The organism is Kingella potus (assembly GCF_900451175.1).
GTDB classification, from domain to species: Bacteria; Pseudomonadota; Gammaproteobacteria; order Burkholderiales; family Neisseriaceae; genus Neisseria; species Neisseria potus.
Genome location: NZ_UGJJ01000002.1, coordinates 638,989 through 655,035 on the forward strand (window position 1 = coordinate 638,989; position 16,047 = coordinate 655,035).

Here is a 16,047-nt window from a genome sequence, read left to right on the forward strand (position 1 = left end):
ATTTGGAAGAAGGAGGCAGAGGTATCATGCCATCCATTGTTTACTACCTGATTAAGTTGGCCGCCAAACTGCTTGGCTAGGTGGTAACAATAACAGGAAGATTATTAGGGTGTGTCGTATCTTCAATTATTTTTTAGAAAATCCCGCTGTTGGAAAGGCGGGATTTTTATTTGAAAATTCATAAAGGGGGTTGGCTATACCTGATAAATGATGATGACTATATATTTTAATTATATGATTTTGTTTTATATTTTTTAAATTCATTTATAATCTCGGCCTTTTGACAACAGTTCAGCCCCGCGATTACGGGCATCCTGAGAAAGAACAAATTATGAAGAAAGTTTTTATCCGCACTTTCGGCTGTCAGATGAATGAATACGACAGTGAGAAAATGCTTGCTGTTTTGGAAGAGGAACACGGTGGTATTGAACAGGTGGCGGCACCGGATGATGCCGATATTATTCTCTTTAATACCTGCTCTGTGCGGGAAAAGGCTCAAGAAAAAGTATTTTCTGATCTTGGACGGGTCAAACCTATCAAGGAGAAAAATCCCCATGTGATTATCGGTGTGGCCGGTTGTGTTGCCTCGCAAGAGGGGGAAAACATTGTCAAACGCGCACCCTATGTGGATGTGGTGTTCGGCCCGCAAACTTTTCACCGTCTGCCTAAAATGATTGCGGATAAGGAAACCACGGGTTATGCGCAGGTAGACGTTTCTTTTCCCGAAATCGAAAAATTCGATCATTTGCCGCCTGTCCGGGTAGAGGGCGGCAGTGCGTTTATTTCCGTTATGGAAGGTTGTTCCAAATACTGTTCCTTCTGTGTTGTACCTTACACGCGTGGTGAGGAATTTTCTCGTCCGCTCAATGACGTATTAACCGAAATTGCGGGTTTGGCGCAGCAGGGTGTGAAAGAAATCAATCTGCTCGGTCAAAACGTCAATGCCTATCGTGGAGAGATGGATAACGGTGGAATCTGTGATTTTGCCACTCTGCTGCGCATTGTTCACGAAATCCCGGGCATCGAACGCCTGCGTTTTACCACCAGCCATCCGCGTGAGTTTACCGATGCGATCATCGAATGTTATCGCGACCTGCCCAAACTGGTTTCCCATCTGCACCTGCCTATTCAGAGTGGTTCTGATCGTGTGCTGTCAGCCATGAAACGCGGCTATACTGCGCTTGAATACAAATCCATCATCCGCAAGCTGCGTGCCATCCGTCCCGATTTGTGTTTGAGCAGCGACTTTATTGTCGGCTTTCCCGGTGAAACCGAGCGCGAGTTCGAACAGACCTTGAAGCTGGTAAAAGATATTGCTTTTGACCTCAGCTTCGTATTTATTTACAGCCCGCGCCCCGGTACGCCTGCCTCCAATCTGCCCGACAATACCCCGCACGCCGAAAAAGTGCGCCGTCTTGAAGCTCTGAACGAAGTGATTGAAGCGGAAACCGCCCGCATCAATCAAACCATGGTCGGTACGGTACAACGCTGTCTAGTCGAGGGCATCTCCAAAAAAGATCCCGATCAGCTCCAAGCCCGCACAGCCAACAACCGGGTGGTAAACTTTACCGGAGTACCAAGCCTTATCAAGCAAATGGTGGAGATTGAGATCACGGAAGCGTTCACTTTTTCTCTGCGTGGGAAACTTGTTGCCGATTCATAACAGATCTGGTGTCCGACAAAGGTAGTGGCAATAGGTGAAGAGGCCGTCTGAAATTCCGTTTTCGGTTTTTCAGACGGCCTTTTGTTTTCTTACTTTGCCCCAACGGCAATTTCTATGCCGAACCGTATATGTTGTAAAGCAGATACGGTGTTTATATCCCATACGGGCATCAATGCGGGAATGGTTTTTGACACAGCGAATCCTTTGCGTGCTGTACGGAAGCCGTGCTTTCAGACGGCCTGTTATTTGTTCCGCTTATACCGCGCCGCAAGCAGGGTCATTGTCTGCGGATATCTTACTGGTGCGGTGCAAAGGCCGTCTGAAAATGGCAAAACGAGATTTTCAGACGGCCTTTGTGTGATAGCGGAAACTTAAAATGCTTCGCCGACTTTTACGCCTCCTGCGGTATCGTCCGGCGAAGCGAGGGCGGCAGTTAGGGCTTGGGCGGCACGGAAGCTGTCGCTTTCCATTTCGGCGCGGGCGGCTGACGGGGAAAGCGTGCAGGCCATGTTTTGCCAGCGGGCGGCCAGCTCGGGATTGGCGGGGGCTTGGAAGCTGTCCAGCAGCTCGTCGGTCAGGTCGGGGCGGTTGCAGACGAGGACAATGTCGCAGCCGGCCTCAAAGGCGAGGCGGGCGCGTTCTTTGATGCCGCCTGCGGCGGCCGCGCCTTCCATCGTCAGGTCGTCGGAGAAGATGATGCCGTTAAAGCCGAGTTTTCCCCGCAGGATTGTTTTCAGCCAAAAGGAGGAATAGCCGGCGGGCAGGGAATCGGCTTGGCTGTAAACGACATGGGCGGGCATAACGGCGGCCATTCCGGCGGCGGCCAGGGCGGCGAAGGGGCGCAGGTCGGCGGTTTCGAGTTCTGCGAGGCTGCGGGGGTCTTGCGGCAGGGTGTGGTGGCTGTCGCCTTCGACGCAGCCGTGGCCGGGGAAGTGCTTGCCGCAGGTTTTCATGCCGCCACGGGCGAGGCCGCGCTGCAAGGCGAGGGCGAGGGCGGCTACGGTGTCGGGATGGCTGTGGAAACTGCGGTTGCCGATGACGGCGCATTGCCCCCAGTCCAAATCGAGAACGGGAGTGAAGGACAGGTCGAGGCCGCAGGCGGCCAACTCGGTGGCGAGAACGAGGCCGACGGCTTCGGCGTGGCTTTCGGCTGTTGCGCGGCCTTGCGTATCCCACACCGTTCCGAGGGTGCGCATGGCGGGGAGGCGGGTAAAGCCTTCGGTAAACCGCTGGACGCGGCCGCCTTCATGGTCTACGGCGATGATAAGGGGAGGCTCACGCAGAGATTTGATTTCGGCGGTAAGGCGGGCGAGCTGCTCTTTGTTTTGGAAATTGCGGCGGAAGAGGATGATGCCGCCGATTGCCGGGTGCAGCAGGCGTTGTTTTTCTTCGGCAGTAAGGACGGTGCCCTGGATGTCGGCCATTACGGGGCCGCGCGGGAGCTGGTGGGTCATGGCTGGCTTTCAAAAACGGGGATAAGGATTGCGGTATGGTGGGGCAAAATAAAAAGCCTACGGCCTCGCTGCCTTGCACCTTTTCTATTTTATTTCACTATATTTTTATCAGGGCGGCGGTTTCTGCCGAATCCGAGAAGCGTCCCCAATGGAATTATCGAAAGAATGGCGACGGGCGGGAGGGGAATAATGGTTCGTTCCAAATTGTTTCGGCATATGCTGCCGTTGTCCCGTTTGCTGGTCCGATCCGCCAAGCTGCCTGATGGCCTGTATGGAGGGAGGCCGTCTGAAAACGCGGTTGCCGGTTTTCAGACGGCCTCTCATGCCGCTTCGGTTTATTGCAGGGTAATGGCGAGGAAGAGGGTGTTGTCGCCGCGCTGTACGAGCAGGGGGATGTTGCTGCCTGCTGCGGCAAAGGCTTTGCGCAGGCTTTCTTCGTCGGAAACTTTGGTTTGGCCGACGGCGAGGATGTGGTCGCCGCGTTTGAGGCCGGCGCGTTCGGCCGGGCCTTCGGCACGCAGGACTTGCAGGCGGTCGCCGCCTTCGGTCGGGGCGGAGAGGGTCAGGCCGGTGTTTTCGAGGACGAAGCTTTGGCTTTGCAGGCCGCTGCCGCCGTTGTCGGCGGGGGTGTTGCGGCGGCTGTTGTTTTTTTCCGCGCTGTCGAGCAGGATTTTTTGTTCGATTGTTTGGCCGCTGCGCCAGATTTTGAGGGTGATTTCCCTGCCGGGGGCAATGGAGCCGACCAAAACGGGCAGGTCGTTGGAAGCGCGGACCTCTTCGCCGTTAACGGCGAGGACGACATCGCCTTGGCGGAGGCCGCCTTGTGCTGCGGGGCTGTCGGGCAGAATCTGGGTAATCAGCGCGCCGGTGGGTTTGGCCAGGCCGAAAGATTTGGCAAGGTTGTAATCCACTTCCTGAATGATGACACCGAGGCGGCCGCGCTGCACTTTGCCGGTGGTTTTGAGTTGTTCGGCGACATTCATCGCCACGTCGATGGGAATGGCGAAGGAAATGCCCATAAAGCCGCCGCTGCGGCTGTATATCTGCGAGTTGATGCCGACGACTTGGCCGTTGAGGTTGAACAGAGGGCCGCCGGAGTTGCCGGGATTGATGGCGACATCGGTTTGGATGAAGGGCGTGTAGTTTTCGTTGGGCAGACTGCGGCCTTTGGCGGAGACAATGCCGGCGGTGATGCTGTTTTCAAAGCCGAAAGGCGCGCCGATGGCGGCCACCCATTCGCCGGGGCGCAGGGCTTTCACGTCGCCGGTTTTGACGGCGGGCAGGCCGTCGGCTTCGATTTTGAGCAGGGCGACATCGGACTGCGCGTCGGAGCCGATGAGTTTGGCGGCAAATTCGCGTTTGTCGTTGAGGGTAACTTTGATGTTGTTCATCCCGCCCACGACGTGGGTGTTGGTCAGGATGTAGCCGTCGGGGCTGATGATGAAGCCTGAGCCGAAGTTTTGGCTTTTGCCGTCGTCCGGATCTTGCAATTGGGGGGCGTTGGGAACGAGGCGGCGGAAGAAGTCGTAAAACGGGTCGTCTTCGGGCAGGGAGCTGTCGCCGCTGCTTTCGCTTTGTTTGGCGGCTTGGATATTGACGACTGCCGCGCCTTCCTGCTCCATGAGTTTGGTAAAGTCGGGCAGCAGCATATCGACTTTGCCCTGCGGGGTGTGCGTTTCGACGGGTTTGGCAAAGGTTTGTTCTTGCGCGCTTTGCGCCGGCGGTGTGTCGGCCTGTTCTTTTTTGCCGCAGGCGGCGAGGGCGAGGATGACGGCGGCTGCAAGGGCGGGGAATTTCAGGGTGCGGTTCATGGTGTTTCCTTTGGTTGTTCGGGTGCGGCAGGGATTTGAGGCCGTCTGAAAATGCGGTTTTCAGACGGCCTCCGGCATTAAAACAGGTTGTCCATATCGCCGCCGCTTTGCCGTCTGGCGGGTTTGTCGGTTTTCGGGGTAAGCGGTCTTTCGCCTGCGGGGGCGGTTTTGTTTACCGGCTCCAAGGTACGTTCGCTGTTGTTTTTCTGCTTGTTTACCGGCTCGAGGACGGTTTCCTGCGGTGTCATTTTTTCTTCTTTTGGCACATCTTCCTTGGGCTTGGCTTTTGCTTTGGGTTTGGCGGGTGCTGCGGCTGCCGAGGCGGCTTCTTCGGGCGGGTTATCCGCCTCCTGCGGCCGCTGCGGCACCAGCGGATTGCCGTTTCCTGTGGCGGGCGGGGGTGCGCCGCTGGGCGAGAGCACTTCGATTTTGTCTGTTTTCGGTTCGCTTGCGGCAGGGGGCGGGGCGGGAGGGCGTTGCAGCTCGAGCCAGACGTTGATCAGCAGCGCGGCCACGGCCACGGAGAGCAGGAAGACGAATGCCCACAGTAGTTTGCCTGCGGTAAGGAAGCTCTTTTTCTTGCCGGACGGTGTGTTGTGTTCGCTCATTTCGGGTATTTATTTCTGCGGCGTGTAGTTTTGGTAGAGGGTGATGACTTTCTGTACACCGGCGGTGGTGCTGACTTTCTGCGTTACCGCCGCCTGCTCTTCGGGGGTAAGGATGCCCATGGCGTAGGTAACGCCGTCGTAGGTAACGATTTTGACGCGGCCCGGGTATACGCCGCCCGCACCAATCATGGTTTTCACTTTGGCGGTGCTCCATGTGTCGGCGGAAATGCTGCCAAAGGAGCGTGCCTGCGGATTGACTTCGATGTAGTTGTACACCGCTTCCGCCGACTGCTCGGAACGGGCAACCTGCTCGACAAACTGCCGCTCGCTTTCGTTGGCGACTTTGCCCAACAGCAGGATGTGGCGGTTGTAGCTGATGACGCTGAGATTGGGTGTGAAGCCGTCGGCGGGGCTGTGTTGTTTCAGGTAGGCTGTGGCGGTGTTTTTCACGCGCAGCTCGATGATTTGGTCGTCGGCCTGCGCGCCGGTGGTGCGCCGGTCGATGGCGGAGGACGTGCCTGCCGCCGCGCCGCCGATGATGGCGGCCGCACAGCCGTTGAGCAGCAGGGCGGCGAGGAGGGCGGCGGAGAGTGTTTTGAGCCGGTTTGTGGTCATGTTTGTATCCTTTCGCGGCAATTGTTGCGGCTGCCGGGTGTGAAAATCCAAAACGGCGCGTATTGTAGCGGGTATTGCCGTTTGTGCGTAGGGTTTGTCCTGCGCGGCTGCGTTTGCGGCGCAGCGCGGCAAGATCGCGGGTGTTTCCAATCCGAGCTGCATATTTGAGTTTTCAGACGGCCTTATGATATAAGGCCGCCTTCATTTTTACCGACACGGAACCTTACATTATGAGTACACAGGATTTGGGCGGAAAAACCGCATTGGTAACAGGCGCATCACGCGGTATCGGCGCGGCGGTGGCCGACACGCTTGCCGCAGCAGGTGCGAAAGTCATCGGCACGGCCACAAGCGAATCCGGCGCGGCTGCCGTCGGCGGACGTTTGGCACAATGGGGTGGCGTGGGCAGGGTGTTGGATTCTGCCGCACCCGATACGATCGAAAACCTGGTTGCCGGCATCGAAAAAGAGTTCGGCAAACTCGATATTTTGGTCAATAACGCCGGCATCACGCGCGACAATCTGCTGATGCGCATGAAAGAAGAAGAGTGGGACGAGATTATGCAGGTCAATCTGAAATCCGTCTTCCGTGCTTCCAAAGCGGTGTTGCGCGGCATGATGAAGCAGCGTTCCGGCCGCATCATCAACATCACGTCGGTAGTGGGCGTGATGGGCAACGCGGGTCAGGCCAACTACGCCGCCGCCAAAGCCGGCCTGATCGGGTTTTCCAAGTCGATGGCACGCGAAGTCGGCAGCAGGGGCATTACCGTAAACTGCGTTGCCCCGGGCTTTATCGATACCGATATGACCCGCGCCCTGCCGGAAGAAACCCGCAAAATGTTTGAAGCGCAAACTGCGTTGGGCAGGTTTGGCGATGCGCAGGACATTGCCGACGCGGTGTTGTTCCTGGCTTCCGATCAGGGTAGGTACATCACCGGCCAAACGCTGCACGTAAACGGCGGTATGCTGATGCCTTGATGCGCCGGATAGTTAAAGAGGCCGTCTGAAAACCTGCTTTGTGGGTTTTCAGACGGCCTCTTGCTATTTGCGGCGCGGTTTGCATGGTTTACATGAGGAATACGGTGGCCAGGCCGAGGAAAATCAGAAAGCCGCCGGAGTCGGTAACGGCGGTAATCAGTACCGAGCTGCCCAGCGCGGGATCGCGGCCGAGTTTTTCCATCGCGATGGGAATCAGCACGCCGACTGCGGCGGCCAGCAGCAGGTTGAGCGTCATTGCCGCCACCATTACCAGACCGATGCCGATGCTGCCGTAGAGCGCGTAGGAAAGTGCGCCCATCACGCTGCCCCAGATGAGGCCGTTGGCCAGCGCAACGCCCACTTCTTTTTTCAACAGCCGCCCCGCCTGGATGTCGGCAAGCTGGCCGACGGCCATCGCCCGCACAATCATGGTGATGGTTTGGTTGCCCGAATTGCCGCCTATGCCCGCCACTATCGGCATCAGCGCGGCCAGGGCGACGATTTTCTGGATGCTGCCTTCAAACGCACCGATAACGCGGCTGGCAACAAAGGCGGTGCAGAGGTTTACCGCCAGCCAGGTCCAGCGGTTTTTGACCGAATCCCACACAGGGGCAAACAGGTCTTCTTCTTCCTGCAAACCGGCCATGTTCAAAATGTCGGCTTCCGACTCTTCGCGGATAACGTCCACCATTTCGTCGATGGTGATGCGGCCGATGAGTTTGCCTGATGCGTCGATAACGGGCGCGGTAACCAAGTCGTAACGCTCGAAAGCCTGCGCGGCTTCTTCCGCATCGTCTTCGGGCGAGAAACGCACCACGTCGGTGGCCATCACGTCGGCCACCAAATCTTCGGGATTGGAAATCAGCAGCTTGCGCACGGGCAGCACGCCGATTAGTACGTCTTCTTCGTCAACGACGAAGATTTTGTCGGTATGGTCGGGCAGTGCGTCGAAGCGGCGCAGATAGCGCAGCACCACTTCGCAGGACACGTCGGCACGCACGCTCACCGGCTCGAAGTCCATCAGCGCGCCGATGGTGCCGTCTTCGTAGGACATGGCGGCCTTGACCTGCTCGCGCTCTTCCTCGTCGCGCGTTTGCAGGGCTTCGTACACCACCTGGTGCGGCAGATCGTCGGCCAGCTCGGCCAGCTCGTCCGCATCCATATCCTCCACCGCCGCCAGCATTTCCTCGCGGTTCATCGCCTCGATCAGGGTTTCGCGCACCGCTTCGGACACTTCCAAAAGCACGTCGCCGTCGTCTTCCGGCCCGGCCAGCCGCCACACCAATACGCGCTCTTTGGGCGGCAGCGATTCGAGCAGCGCGGCCATGTCGGCGGGATGCAGCTCGTGCAGGATGCCGGTCAGTTCGGACAGTTTGCCGTTGAGGGATGCGTCGGGGAGCGGTGCGTCGGCACGGATCTGTGCGTAAACCGGCAGCAGATCTTCGGCCAGCGCGTGTACGCGGTCGATGTCCAAATCGAGGCGCGGCGCGTCGGCGCGGTGGGCGGGGGAAGATGTGTTCATGGATGCTCCGCCCGCGTGAAGGCGGCGGGGCGTTCAGCGGGATGTTTTAAAACCCGTATCCGCCTTTGCGGGCGGCGGATGCGATGGTTCGTATGTAAAAAAGAGATAAGGCGGGGGACGAGCCGGATGAGTCCATTTCTTGCGGCCTGCGGTGCAGGCGGGATGGCCGTAAACGGGCGGTATTGTAGCACAAGGGGCGCATCAGGCCGTCTGAAAACGGGTTTTGCCGTGCCGCCGCCGCGTTTTCAGACGGCCTGATATGTTGCCTGCCGCCTACATTGCGGCAACTTTTTCTGACAAATCTTGATAATATTTACCATTCGTGAAACAATATGCCCGTTACCGCTGCCCGGTGCGGCGGCGGCAATGTCTGTTTCTTAATCTTTTAATCTTTTCCCTACTATATAAGGAGAGAGCATTATGAAAAAAACTTCCGTCCTGCTGGCCGCCGCCCTGGCTGCCGCGCCCTTTGCTTCCGCTGCCGATTTCAGCAACGTGCAGAAGCTCACCATCGACGGCAAACCCGCCCATCTGACCGAAACCTCCGCCCGCGTGCTGGCCAACAAAGACTTCTCCGCACCCGAGCTGGTGGAAGACATTACCGACGGCCTGTCCGGCAAGAAAGTTCCCGGTTACAAAATCATGATTATGGGCCGCACCTATTCTGCCGCAGCCGAAACCAAGCCGCCCAAAGAGGGTCAGACCCAGTGGCGCGAACAGACCTACGTCCACAGGGGCGTGAAGCTGTTTGTCGGCGTTCCCGTGGTTAAAGGCAAGCCCGATCCCGCCCATGCCCGTCTGATCAACATCGGCGTGGTGGACGACAACGGCGGCGACACGCCCCACTCGGCCGACGAGAAAATCCGCCCCATCGGCAAGCAGCTGATGAACGAAAAAGCCGTGGTGGAAAAACCGTATCTGAAAATTACCGAACTCGAGCTGCCGAACATGAAAAAAGGCGAAGCCAGCGGCGGCGGCGTGAAGCTGCAAGCCGGTGCGGTGATCGACGGCAAAGTAGTGGAAACCAAGCTCGACAGCACCTTCACCCGTTTCTACACTGCCAAACCGACCAGCAGCGAGCCTTTCAAAGCCGATGCGCGTTTTGTGAAATAAAGCGGTTGGCATGACAGCATGACAGAGGCCGTCTGAAAACGTTTTTCAGACGGCCTCCTGCTTTTTGCGCCTTACTGCGGCGGCGTGTCTTTGGCGGCCATCGGCCCTTTGCCGTTGATTTCCTGCTGCCGCGCCTCTATCCATTCCTCGCAGCGGCGCATCAGCTCGGCCTCGCTGCCGCTGCCGTAGGGAATGGGTTCGCCGACAATCACGTCCACCGTGCCGGAATATTTGAGAAACGAATCTTTCGGCCAAAACTCGCCGCTGTTGAGGGCAACGGGCACAATGTCCATTTCAAACAGCTTCGCCATCCGTGCCGCGCCGCTTTTGTAGCGTCCCTGTGCGCCCGGGGCAACGCGCGTGCCTTCGGGGAAAATCGTGATCCAGTAGCCCTCGTCGCGCCGCGCCCGCCCCTGTTTGGCAAGCTGGGTGCTGGCCTGCGCGCTGCCGCGCTCGATGCCTATGGTTTTGACGATTTTCAAGCCCCAGCCGAAAAAGGGTATTTTAAACAGCTCGCGTTTGGCGACAAACACCTGTGGCGGAAAGATTTCCTGCAAGGCCAGCGTTTCCCACCCGCTCTGGTGTTTGGCGCAGATGATGGCGGGACGCGCGGGAATGTTTTCCGCGCCGGTGAGGCGGTATTTCAGGCCGACGACGTGCTTGAGCGACCACATCAGCACTTTCACCCACTGCCGCGCGACAAAGTGTGCGCCGTTGGGAACGGGCGCGGCCAGCAGGATAAACGGAAACATGGAAATCAGGCTGGCGACGAGTATCAGCCAGTGCAGAAGGTTACGCGCCAGCAGCATGGCCTGCCTCCTCGTTCTGCCGCTGCCGCTCCATCAGATATTGGGCGAAGGCGGAAAGGTTGTCGAACACCTGCGTGCCCTGCGGCAGCCTGTCTGCCGATTCGGCCAGCGTTTTTTTCCCTTTGCCGCTCAGCACCAGCACCGGACGGCAGCCCGCGCCCGCCGCAGCCTGTACGTCGCGCAGGCTGTCGCCCGCCATATAGGTGTCGGCCGCCTTGGCGTTGAAGCGGGCGAGAATGTCCTCCACCATGCCGCTTTGGGGCTTGCGGCAGTTGCATTCGGCGGCGGCGGTATGCGGGCAGAACCAGATGCCGTCGATTTCGCCGCCCGCCTGCCGCACCAGCTTGTGCATTTTGGCGTGCATCTCGTTCAACTGCTGCATCGTGAAAAAACCACGCCCGATACCCGATTGGTTGGTGGCAACGGCGATGGTGTAGCCCGCCTGCGTGAGAAAGGCGATTGCGTCCATACTGCCATCGAGCGGCACCCACTCGTCGGCGGACTTGACGAAATCGTCGCGGTCTTGGTTGATTACGCCGTCGCGGTCGAGAATAATCAGTTTCATGAAAGGCTTTCGGAAAAAAATGCTGCGGCATTGTAGGCTGCGGACGCGCCCTGTCAAGACAGGCCGTCTGAAAAGGCCATTTGGCCGCACTGCCGCCCGTCCCGCTTCCGCGCCCGTTTTCGGACGGCCTGCCGCAAAACGTCCAAGCACCGTATAATATGCCGCCGAAATCATTCGAAGATTGGAAACAGCTATGCGCCTCAACCGACAGTCCGCCCTGCGCCGTACCAACATCCTCGCCCCCGTCAGCCTGGTCTGCGGCATACTTGCGTGGACGCTGCTCCCCTTCTTTGCCGCCCTCGCCGCCATGTTTTGCGGCCACGTTGCCCATGCCAAAAGCAAACGGCTCAACGTCGGCGGGCGCGGCATGGCGATGGCCGGTATGGTACTCGGCTACTCCGGACTGGCCGCCGCCGCCATCCTCTTCGGCGCATGGGTGGCCTTGCCCGAGGGCAAAAGCCTGTTCGGCGGCAGCGGCAAGGACAAGCCTGCCGTAACGGAACACAGGCCGTCTGAAAGGCCGTTTGCCATAAAGCCCGCCGCACCCAAATCCTCCGTTGAGAAGCCCCTGCCCGCCGTTATCCCGCCGCAGGCGGAGGTTATTCTCGCCGCACAGAAAACCGTGGCCGAACGGCTGCAAAACGGCGAGCCGCTCGACGAAATCAACGAAAGTTTCGTTCAAGCCGAAGACCGCAACAGCCATTGGCAGAGCATCGAAGCCAAACAGGGCAGCATCATCGTTACCCCCAAGCCCGACAAACACGGCTTCTCCCGCCAAATCATCCTGCTGTCCGCGCAGGAAGAAGGGCGGCTTACCTGGTCGTGCATCGGCGAATTGGAAGAAGCGGTCGAGCAGACCGTCTGCCGCTGAAGCCGGGCGGCCGGACGATACTTGTCCGCCGCCGTACTTGAAAAAACGCCTGCCGCCGCCATAATGGCGGCCTTTGCGGCAACGCCCCTGCGGTGCAGGCAAACTCCCATCCGTTTTTACCAACCCGCCGTTTTCAGACGGCCCAACTTAAAGCGAGAGCAAACATGAGCGAGCAAGAAAACAAACAGGAAAACAGCAAACAGGACAATCAGGCCGAAGCGCAACCTGTTTTCAGCGTTGAAAAAATCTATGTCAAAGACCTGTCCCTCGAAGTGCCGCACGCGCCGCAGATCTTCCTCGAACAGGGCGAGCCCAATGTCGAAATGCGCATTTCCACCCAGAGCGACAAGCTGGAAGAGGGCTACTACAACGTTGCCGTAACCGTAACCGTAACCGCCCGTCTCGGCGAAGAGCGCGTCATGTTCCTCAACGAAGTAACCCAAAGCGGCATCTTCCGTCTGGAAAACATCCCCGCAGACGACGAAAAACTGCTGCTGGGCGTGGCCTGTCCGAACATTCTGTTCCCGTATGCCCGCGAAACCGTCTCCTCCACCATTACCCGCGCCGGTTTCCCGCCCGTCATCCTTGCCCCGATCAACTTCGAGGCAATGTTCCAACAGCAGCAGGAACAGGGCAACGCTTAAACCGCGCCGCCGCGCCGGTAACAGGCCGTCTGAAAACCCGTTTCGAGGTTTTCAGACGGCCTTTCGTATGGCGTTGCCGCCGCCGCTTTTGCCGCATGGGCTTTTCCCGTAGAATGCCGCCTTTGTTTTGTATTCAGACGGCCTCGGACGCAGAGGCCGTCTGAAAACGTATTGGTAAAGCAGATTAATGATTAAAAAAATATTTTCTTGGTTTGAAAGCCGCATCGAAACCTATCCCGACGAAGTGTCGCTGCGGCCGGGGAAAACGCTGTTTCCCTTTATGTGGTCGGCCACCGAGGGCGTGCGCAAGTGGATTCTGATACTCGCGCTGATGACGGCGGGCATCGGCGTGATGGAAGCGCTGCTGTTTCAGTTTATGGGCAAGGTGGTGGACTGGCTGGGCAGATACACGCCCGAGACGCTGTTTGCCGAAAAGGGCTGGCAGCTTGCCGCAATGGCGGGCATGATGGTGTTCGGCGTGCTGTGGATATTCGTTACTTCCAACGTGCGCCTGCAAACCTTGCAGGGCGTGTTTCCCATGCGCCTGCGCTGGAATTTCCACCGTCTGATGCTGGGGCAGAGCCTCGGTTTTTACCAAGACGAATTTGCCGGACGCGTGTCGGCCAAAGTAATGCAGACCGCGCTCGCGCTGCGCGACGTGGTGATGACCGTGGCCGATATGGTGGTGTATGTGCTGGTGTACTTCATCACTTCCGGCGTGATTCTGATCGCGCTCGACGGCTGGCTGCTGCTGCCTTTTGCCGGCTGGCTGGTCGGCTTTGTGCTGGTGATGAAGCTCTTGATTCCCAAGCTGGGCAAAACCGCCGCCGCGCAGGCCGACGCGCGTTCGCTGATGACCGGCCGCATCACCGATGCCTATTCCAATATCACCACGGTCAAGCTCTTCTCCCACGGCGCGCGCGAAGCGGCCTACGCCAAGCAGTCGATGGAAGAATTTATGCTGACGGTACACGCGCAGATGCGGCTGGCGACGCTGCTGCACACATGCAGCTTCATCGTGAACACCTCGCTCACGCTCTCCACCGCCGCGCTGGGCATCTGGCTCTGGCATCAGGGGCAGGTGGGCGTGGGCGCGGTGGCCACGGCAACCGCAATGGCCCTGCGCGTCAACGGCCTGTCGCAATACATCATGTGGGAATCCGCCCGCCTGTTTGAAAACATCGGCACGGTGTCCGACGGCATGGACACGCTCTCCAAACCGCAGACGATTTTGGACAAACCCGCCGCGCTGCCGCTCAAAGTGGGCGCGGGCGAAATCAAGTTCGACCACGTCGATTTCTCCTACGAAGCAGGCAAGCCCCTGCTCAACGGTTTCAACCTCACCATCAAACCGGGTGAAAAAGTCGGCCTTATCGGCCGCAGCGGCGCGGGCAAATCCACCATTGTGAACCTGCTGCTGCGCTTTTACGAGCCGCAAAGCGGCACCATCACCATCGACGGGCAAAACATCAACGACGTTACCCAAGAAAGCCTGCGCGCCCAAATCGGCCTGGTAACGCAGGACACCTCGCTGCTGCACCGCTCCGTGCGCGACAACATCGTGTACGGCCGCCCCGATGCCACCGACGAAGAAATGTTTTCCGCCGCCGAACGCGCCGAAGCCGCCGGCTTTATCCCCAACCTGTCCGATGCCAAAGGGCGGCGCGGCTACGATGCCCATGTGGGCGAGCGCGGCGTGAAACTTTCCGGCGGCCAGCGGCAGCGCATCGCCATTGCCCGCGTGATGCTCAAAGACGCACCGATACTGCTGCTGGACGAAGCCACCAGCGCACTTGATTCCGAAGTGGAAGCCGCCATTCAGGAAAGCCTCGACAAAATGATGGACGGCAAAACCGTTATCGCCATCGCCCACCGCCTCTCCACTATCGCCGCGATGGACAGGCTCATCGTGCTGGACAAAGGCCGCATCGTCGAAGAAGGCAGCCACACCGAACTTTTGGCGCAAAACGGCCTCTACGCCAAACTGTGGTCGCGCCAGAGCGGCGGCTTTTTGAGCGGGCACCACGATTAGGCGCAAGGCGGGAGGCCGTCTGAAAACACGAAACAGCCTGTTCAGACGGCCTCCCGCCTGTCAAAACAAAGGGAAACGCAATGCACGGACAAAACGAACGCGAAGCCTGGATCAAGCTCGCCCTCATGCCCCACATCGGCTCGGAAACCTTTTTACAGCTGGTAAAACACTTCGGCAACGCCCTAAACGCATGGCAGGCGGGATGGGACGAAGTACGCCCGTTTCTCGTCCGCAAACAGGCGCAGGACGCATGGGCAAACCGGCGCGGCGAGGCCGAACGCGCCGCCGCCGCCGCCCTGCGCTGGGAAGAGGGCGCAGACTGCGGCCTGCTGCTGTTGTGCGACGACGGTTTTCCCACACTGCTCGGCGAAGGCCTGACCCCGCCGCCGCTGCTGTTTGTGCGCGGCGACACCGGATTGCTGCGCCGCCCCGCCGTTGCCCTGGTCGGCAGCCGCCACGCTTCCCCGCAGGCCGAACGCATCGCGCACGATTTCGGCCGCGCCCTTTCGCAGCAGGGCATTACCGTCGTCTCCGGCATGGCGGCAGGCATAGACACCGCCGCCCACCGTGGCGCATTGCAGGGCGCGGGCGGCACGATAGCCGTATGGGGCACCGGCATCGACCGCATCTACCCGCCGTCCAATAAAAACCTTGCCTACGAAATCGCCGCCAAAGGCCTGGTGGTCAGCGAATTTCCGTTGGACACCCGCCCGCTGGCCGGCAACTTTCCCCGCCGCAACCGCCTGATTGCCGCCCTGTCGCAGGCCGTGCTGGTAGTGGAAGCCGCCCTCGAATCCGGCTCGCTGATTACCGCGCGGCTGGCGGCGGAAATGGGGCGCGAAGTCATGGCCGTGCCCGGCTCGATTGACAACCCCCGCAGCAAAGGCTGCCACAAGCTCATCAAAGAGGGCGCGAAACTCACCGAATCGCTGGAAGACATTTTGAGCGAATGCCCGCACCTGTTGCCAAAAGACACGGCTTCATCATATTCTATAAATAGAGAAACACGGCACGGCGGCCAAACGGACATTCAGACGGCTGCCGAAACACAGATACAGAGGCCGTCTGAAAAGACGGAAACGCCGGAAAAAGCCGCGCAAAATCCGTCTGCTCCGGCGCAGCGGCAGACGGAGGCGGAAAACGGCCTGCTTGCGGCGATGGGCTACGATCCCGTCCATCCCGACGCGTTGGCCGAAAGGCTCGGCCTCCCCGCCGCCGACATCTTCGCCGCCCTGCTGGAACTCGAACTCGAAGGCCGCGTTGCCGCAGCCGCCGGCGGCTGCTACCAGAGAATCGGATAAAACAGACATCGGGGCCGTCTGAAAACGCGGCACGGCGCAGCCGCATCCCGCACCATTTTCAG

At 59.0% G+C, this 16,047-nt stretch carries 16 protein-coding genes; 9 read left to right on the top strand and 7 right to left on the bottom strand.

The window, feature by feature from the left end:
• The first annotated feature begins 331 nt into the window (after nt 1-331).
• On the top strand, nt 332-1,663 hold the full coding sequence (gene miaB, locus DYE40_RS09645; RefSeq protein WP_115308868.1) for a tRNA (N6-isopentenyl adenosine(37)-C2)-methylthiotransferase MiaB: 1,332 nt from the start codon (nt 332-334) through the stop codon (nt 1,661-1,663).
• A 371-nt stretch (nt 1,664-2,034) separates the two neighbouring features.
• Here the strand turns inward: miaB and nagZ are convergent, their stop codons facing one another.
• The gene (gene nagZ, locus DYE40_RS09650) at nt 2,035-3,117 is read right to left on the bottom strand and encodes a beta-N-acetylhexosaminidase (protein WP_115308869.1); all 1,083 of its coding nucleotides are present in this window, start codon (nt 3,115-3,117) and stop codon (nt 2,035-2,037) included.
• Between the two features lie 35 nt (nt 3,118-3,152).
• Here nagZ and DYE40_RS09655 point away from each other — a divergent pair, with 35 nt between their 5' ends.
• A complete protein-coding gene (locus tag DYE40_RS09655; protein WP_115308870.1) occupies nt 3,153-3,380 on the top strand; it encodes a hypothetical protein in 228 nt (75 codons plus the stop codon).
• A gap of 72 nt (nt 3,381-3,452) precedes the next feature.
• Here DYE40_RS09655 and DYE40_RS09660 read toward each other — a convergent pair whose 3' ends face one another.
• The 3 genes from DYE40_RS09660 to DYE40_RS09670 form a co-directional block, all read right to left on the bottom strand.
• Nucleotides 3,453-4,928, bottom strand: a complete 1,476-nt coding sequence (locus DYE40_RS09660) for a DegQ family serine endoprotease (RefSeq protein WP_115308871.1) — start codon at nt 4,926-4,928, stop codon at nt 3,453-3,455.
• A 77-nt stretch (nt 4,929-5,005) separates the two neighbouring features.
• Complete coding sequence (locus DYE40_RS09665; RefSeq protein ID WP_115308872.1) at nt 5,006-5,536, bottom strand: hypothetical protein; 531 nt, start codon at nt 5,534-5,536, stop codon at nt 5,006-5,008.
• Nucleotides 5,537-5,545: 9 nt separating this feature from the next.
• Complete coding sequence (locus DYE40_RS09670; RefSeq protein WP_115308980.1) at nt 5,546-6,151, bottom strand: BON domain-containing protein; 606 nt, start codon at nt 6,149-6,151, stop codon at nt 5,546-5,548.
• A gap of 230 nt (nt 6,152-6,381) precedes the next feature.
• On the opposite strand from DYE40_RS09670, the gene fabG reads away from it, so the two are divergent.
• A complete protein-coding gene (gene fabG / locus DYE40_RS09675; RefSeq protein WP_115308873.1) occupies nt 6,382-7,128 on the top strand; it encodes a 3-oxoacyl-ACP reductase FabG in 747 nt (248 codons plus the stop codon).
• Nucleotides 7,129-7,216: 88 nt separating this feature from the next.
• Here the strand turns inward: fabG and mgtE are convergent, their stop codons facing one another.
• Entirely contained in the window at nt 7,217-8,650 is a 1,434-nt protein-coding gene (mgtE, locus tag DYE40_RS09680; RefSeq protein WP_115308874.1) for a magnesium transporter, read from the bottom strand.
• Between the two features lie 126 nt (nt 8,651-8,776).
• Between mgtE and DYE40_RS13150 the strand changes: the two genes are divergently transcribed.
• Both DYE40_RS13150 and DYE40_RS09685 read left to right on the top strand, forming a co-directional pair.
• Nucleotides 8,777-8,908, top strand: coding sequence for a hypothetical protein (locus DYE40_RS13150; protein WP_280529823.1), 132 nt, complete (start codon nt 8,777-8,779; stop codon nt 8,906-8,908).
• A 162-nt stretch (nt 8,909-9,070) separates the two neighbouring features.
• Nucleotides 9,071-9,763, top strand: coding sequence for a hypothetical protein (locus DYE40_RS09685; protein ID WP_115308875.1), 693 nt, complete (start codon nt 9,071-9,073; stop codon nt 9,761-9,763).
• Between the two features lie 71 nt (nt 9,764-9,834).
• On the opposite strand, the gene DYE40_RS09690 is transcribed toward DYE40_RS09685, so the two are convergent.
• Together DYE40_RS09690 and gmhB are read right to left on the bottom strand one after the other, a co-directional pair.
• Nucleotides 9,835-10,572 (bottom strand): lysophospholipid acyltransferase family protein, encoded by a 738-nt coding sequence (locus DYE40_RS09690; protein WP_115308876.1) that lies wholly within the window; start codon nt 10,570-10,572, stop codon nt 9,835-9,837.
• On the bottom strand, nt 10,556-11,137 hold the full coding sequence (gmhB, locus tag DYE40_RS09695; RefSeq protein WP_115308877.1) for a D-glycero-beta-D-manno-heptose 1,7-bisphosphate 7-phosphatase: 582 nt from the start codon (nt 11,135-11,137) through the stop codon (nt 10,556-10,558). Before gmhB ends, DYE40_RS09690 begins: the two co-directional genes overlap by 17 nt.
• Nucleotides 11,138-11,330: 193 nt before the next feature.
• On the opposite strand from gmhB, the gene DYE40_RS09700 reads away from it, so the two are divergent.
• From DYE40_RS09700 to dprA, 4 genes are all read left to right on the top strand, one after another.
• A complete protein-coding gene (locus tag DYE40_RS09700) occupies nt 11,331-12,008 on the top strand; it encodes a DUF4190 domain-containing protein (RefSeq protein ID WP_115308878.1) in 678 nt (225 codons plus the stop codon).
• Nucleotides 12,009-12,172: 164 nt separating this feature from the next.
• Nucleotides 12,173-12,652 carry a protein-export chaperone SecB gene (gene secB / locus DYE40_RS09705; RefSeq protein ID WP_115308879.1) on the top strand — a complete coding sequence of 160 codons (480 nt, stop codon included), beginning with the start codon at nt 12,173-12,175 and terminating at the stop codon, nt 12,650-12,652.
• A 187-nt stretch (nt 12,653-12,839) separates the two neighbouring features.
• Nucleotides 12,840-14,684, top strand: a complete 1,845-nt coding sequence (locus DYE40_RS09710; RefSeq protein ID WP_115308880.1) for an ABC transporter ATP-binding protein — start codon at nt 12,840-12,842, stop codon at nt 14,682-14,684.
• An 80-nt stretch (nt 14,685-14,764) separates the two neighbouring features.
• Nucleotides 14,765-15,985, top strand: coding sequence for a DNA-processing protein DprA (dprA, locus tag DYE40_RS09715; protein WP_115308881.1), 1,221 nt, complete (start codon nt 14,765-14,767; stop codon nt 15,983-15,985).
• Nucleotides 15,986-16,047 lie beyond the last annotated feature (62 nt).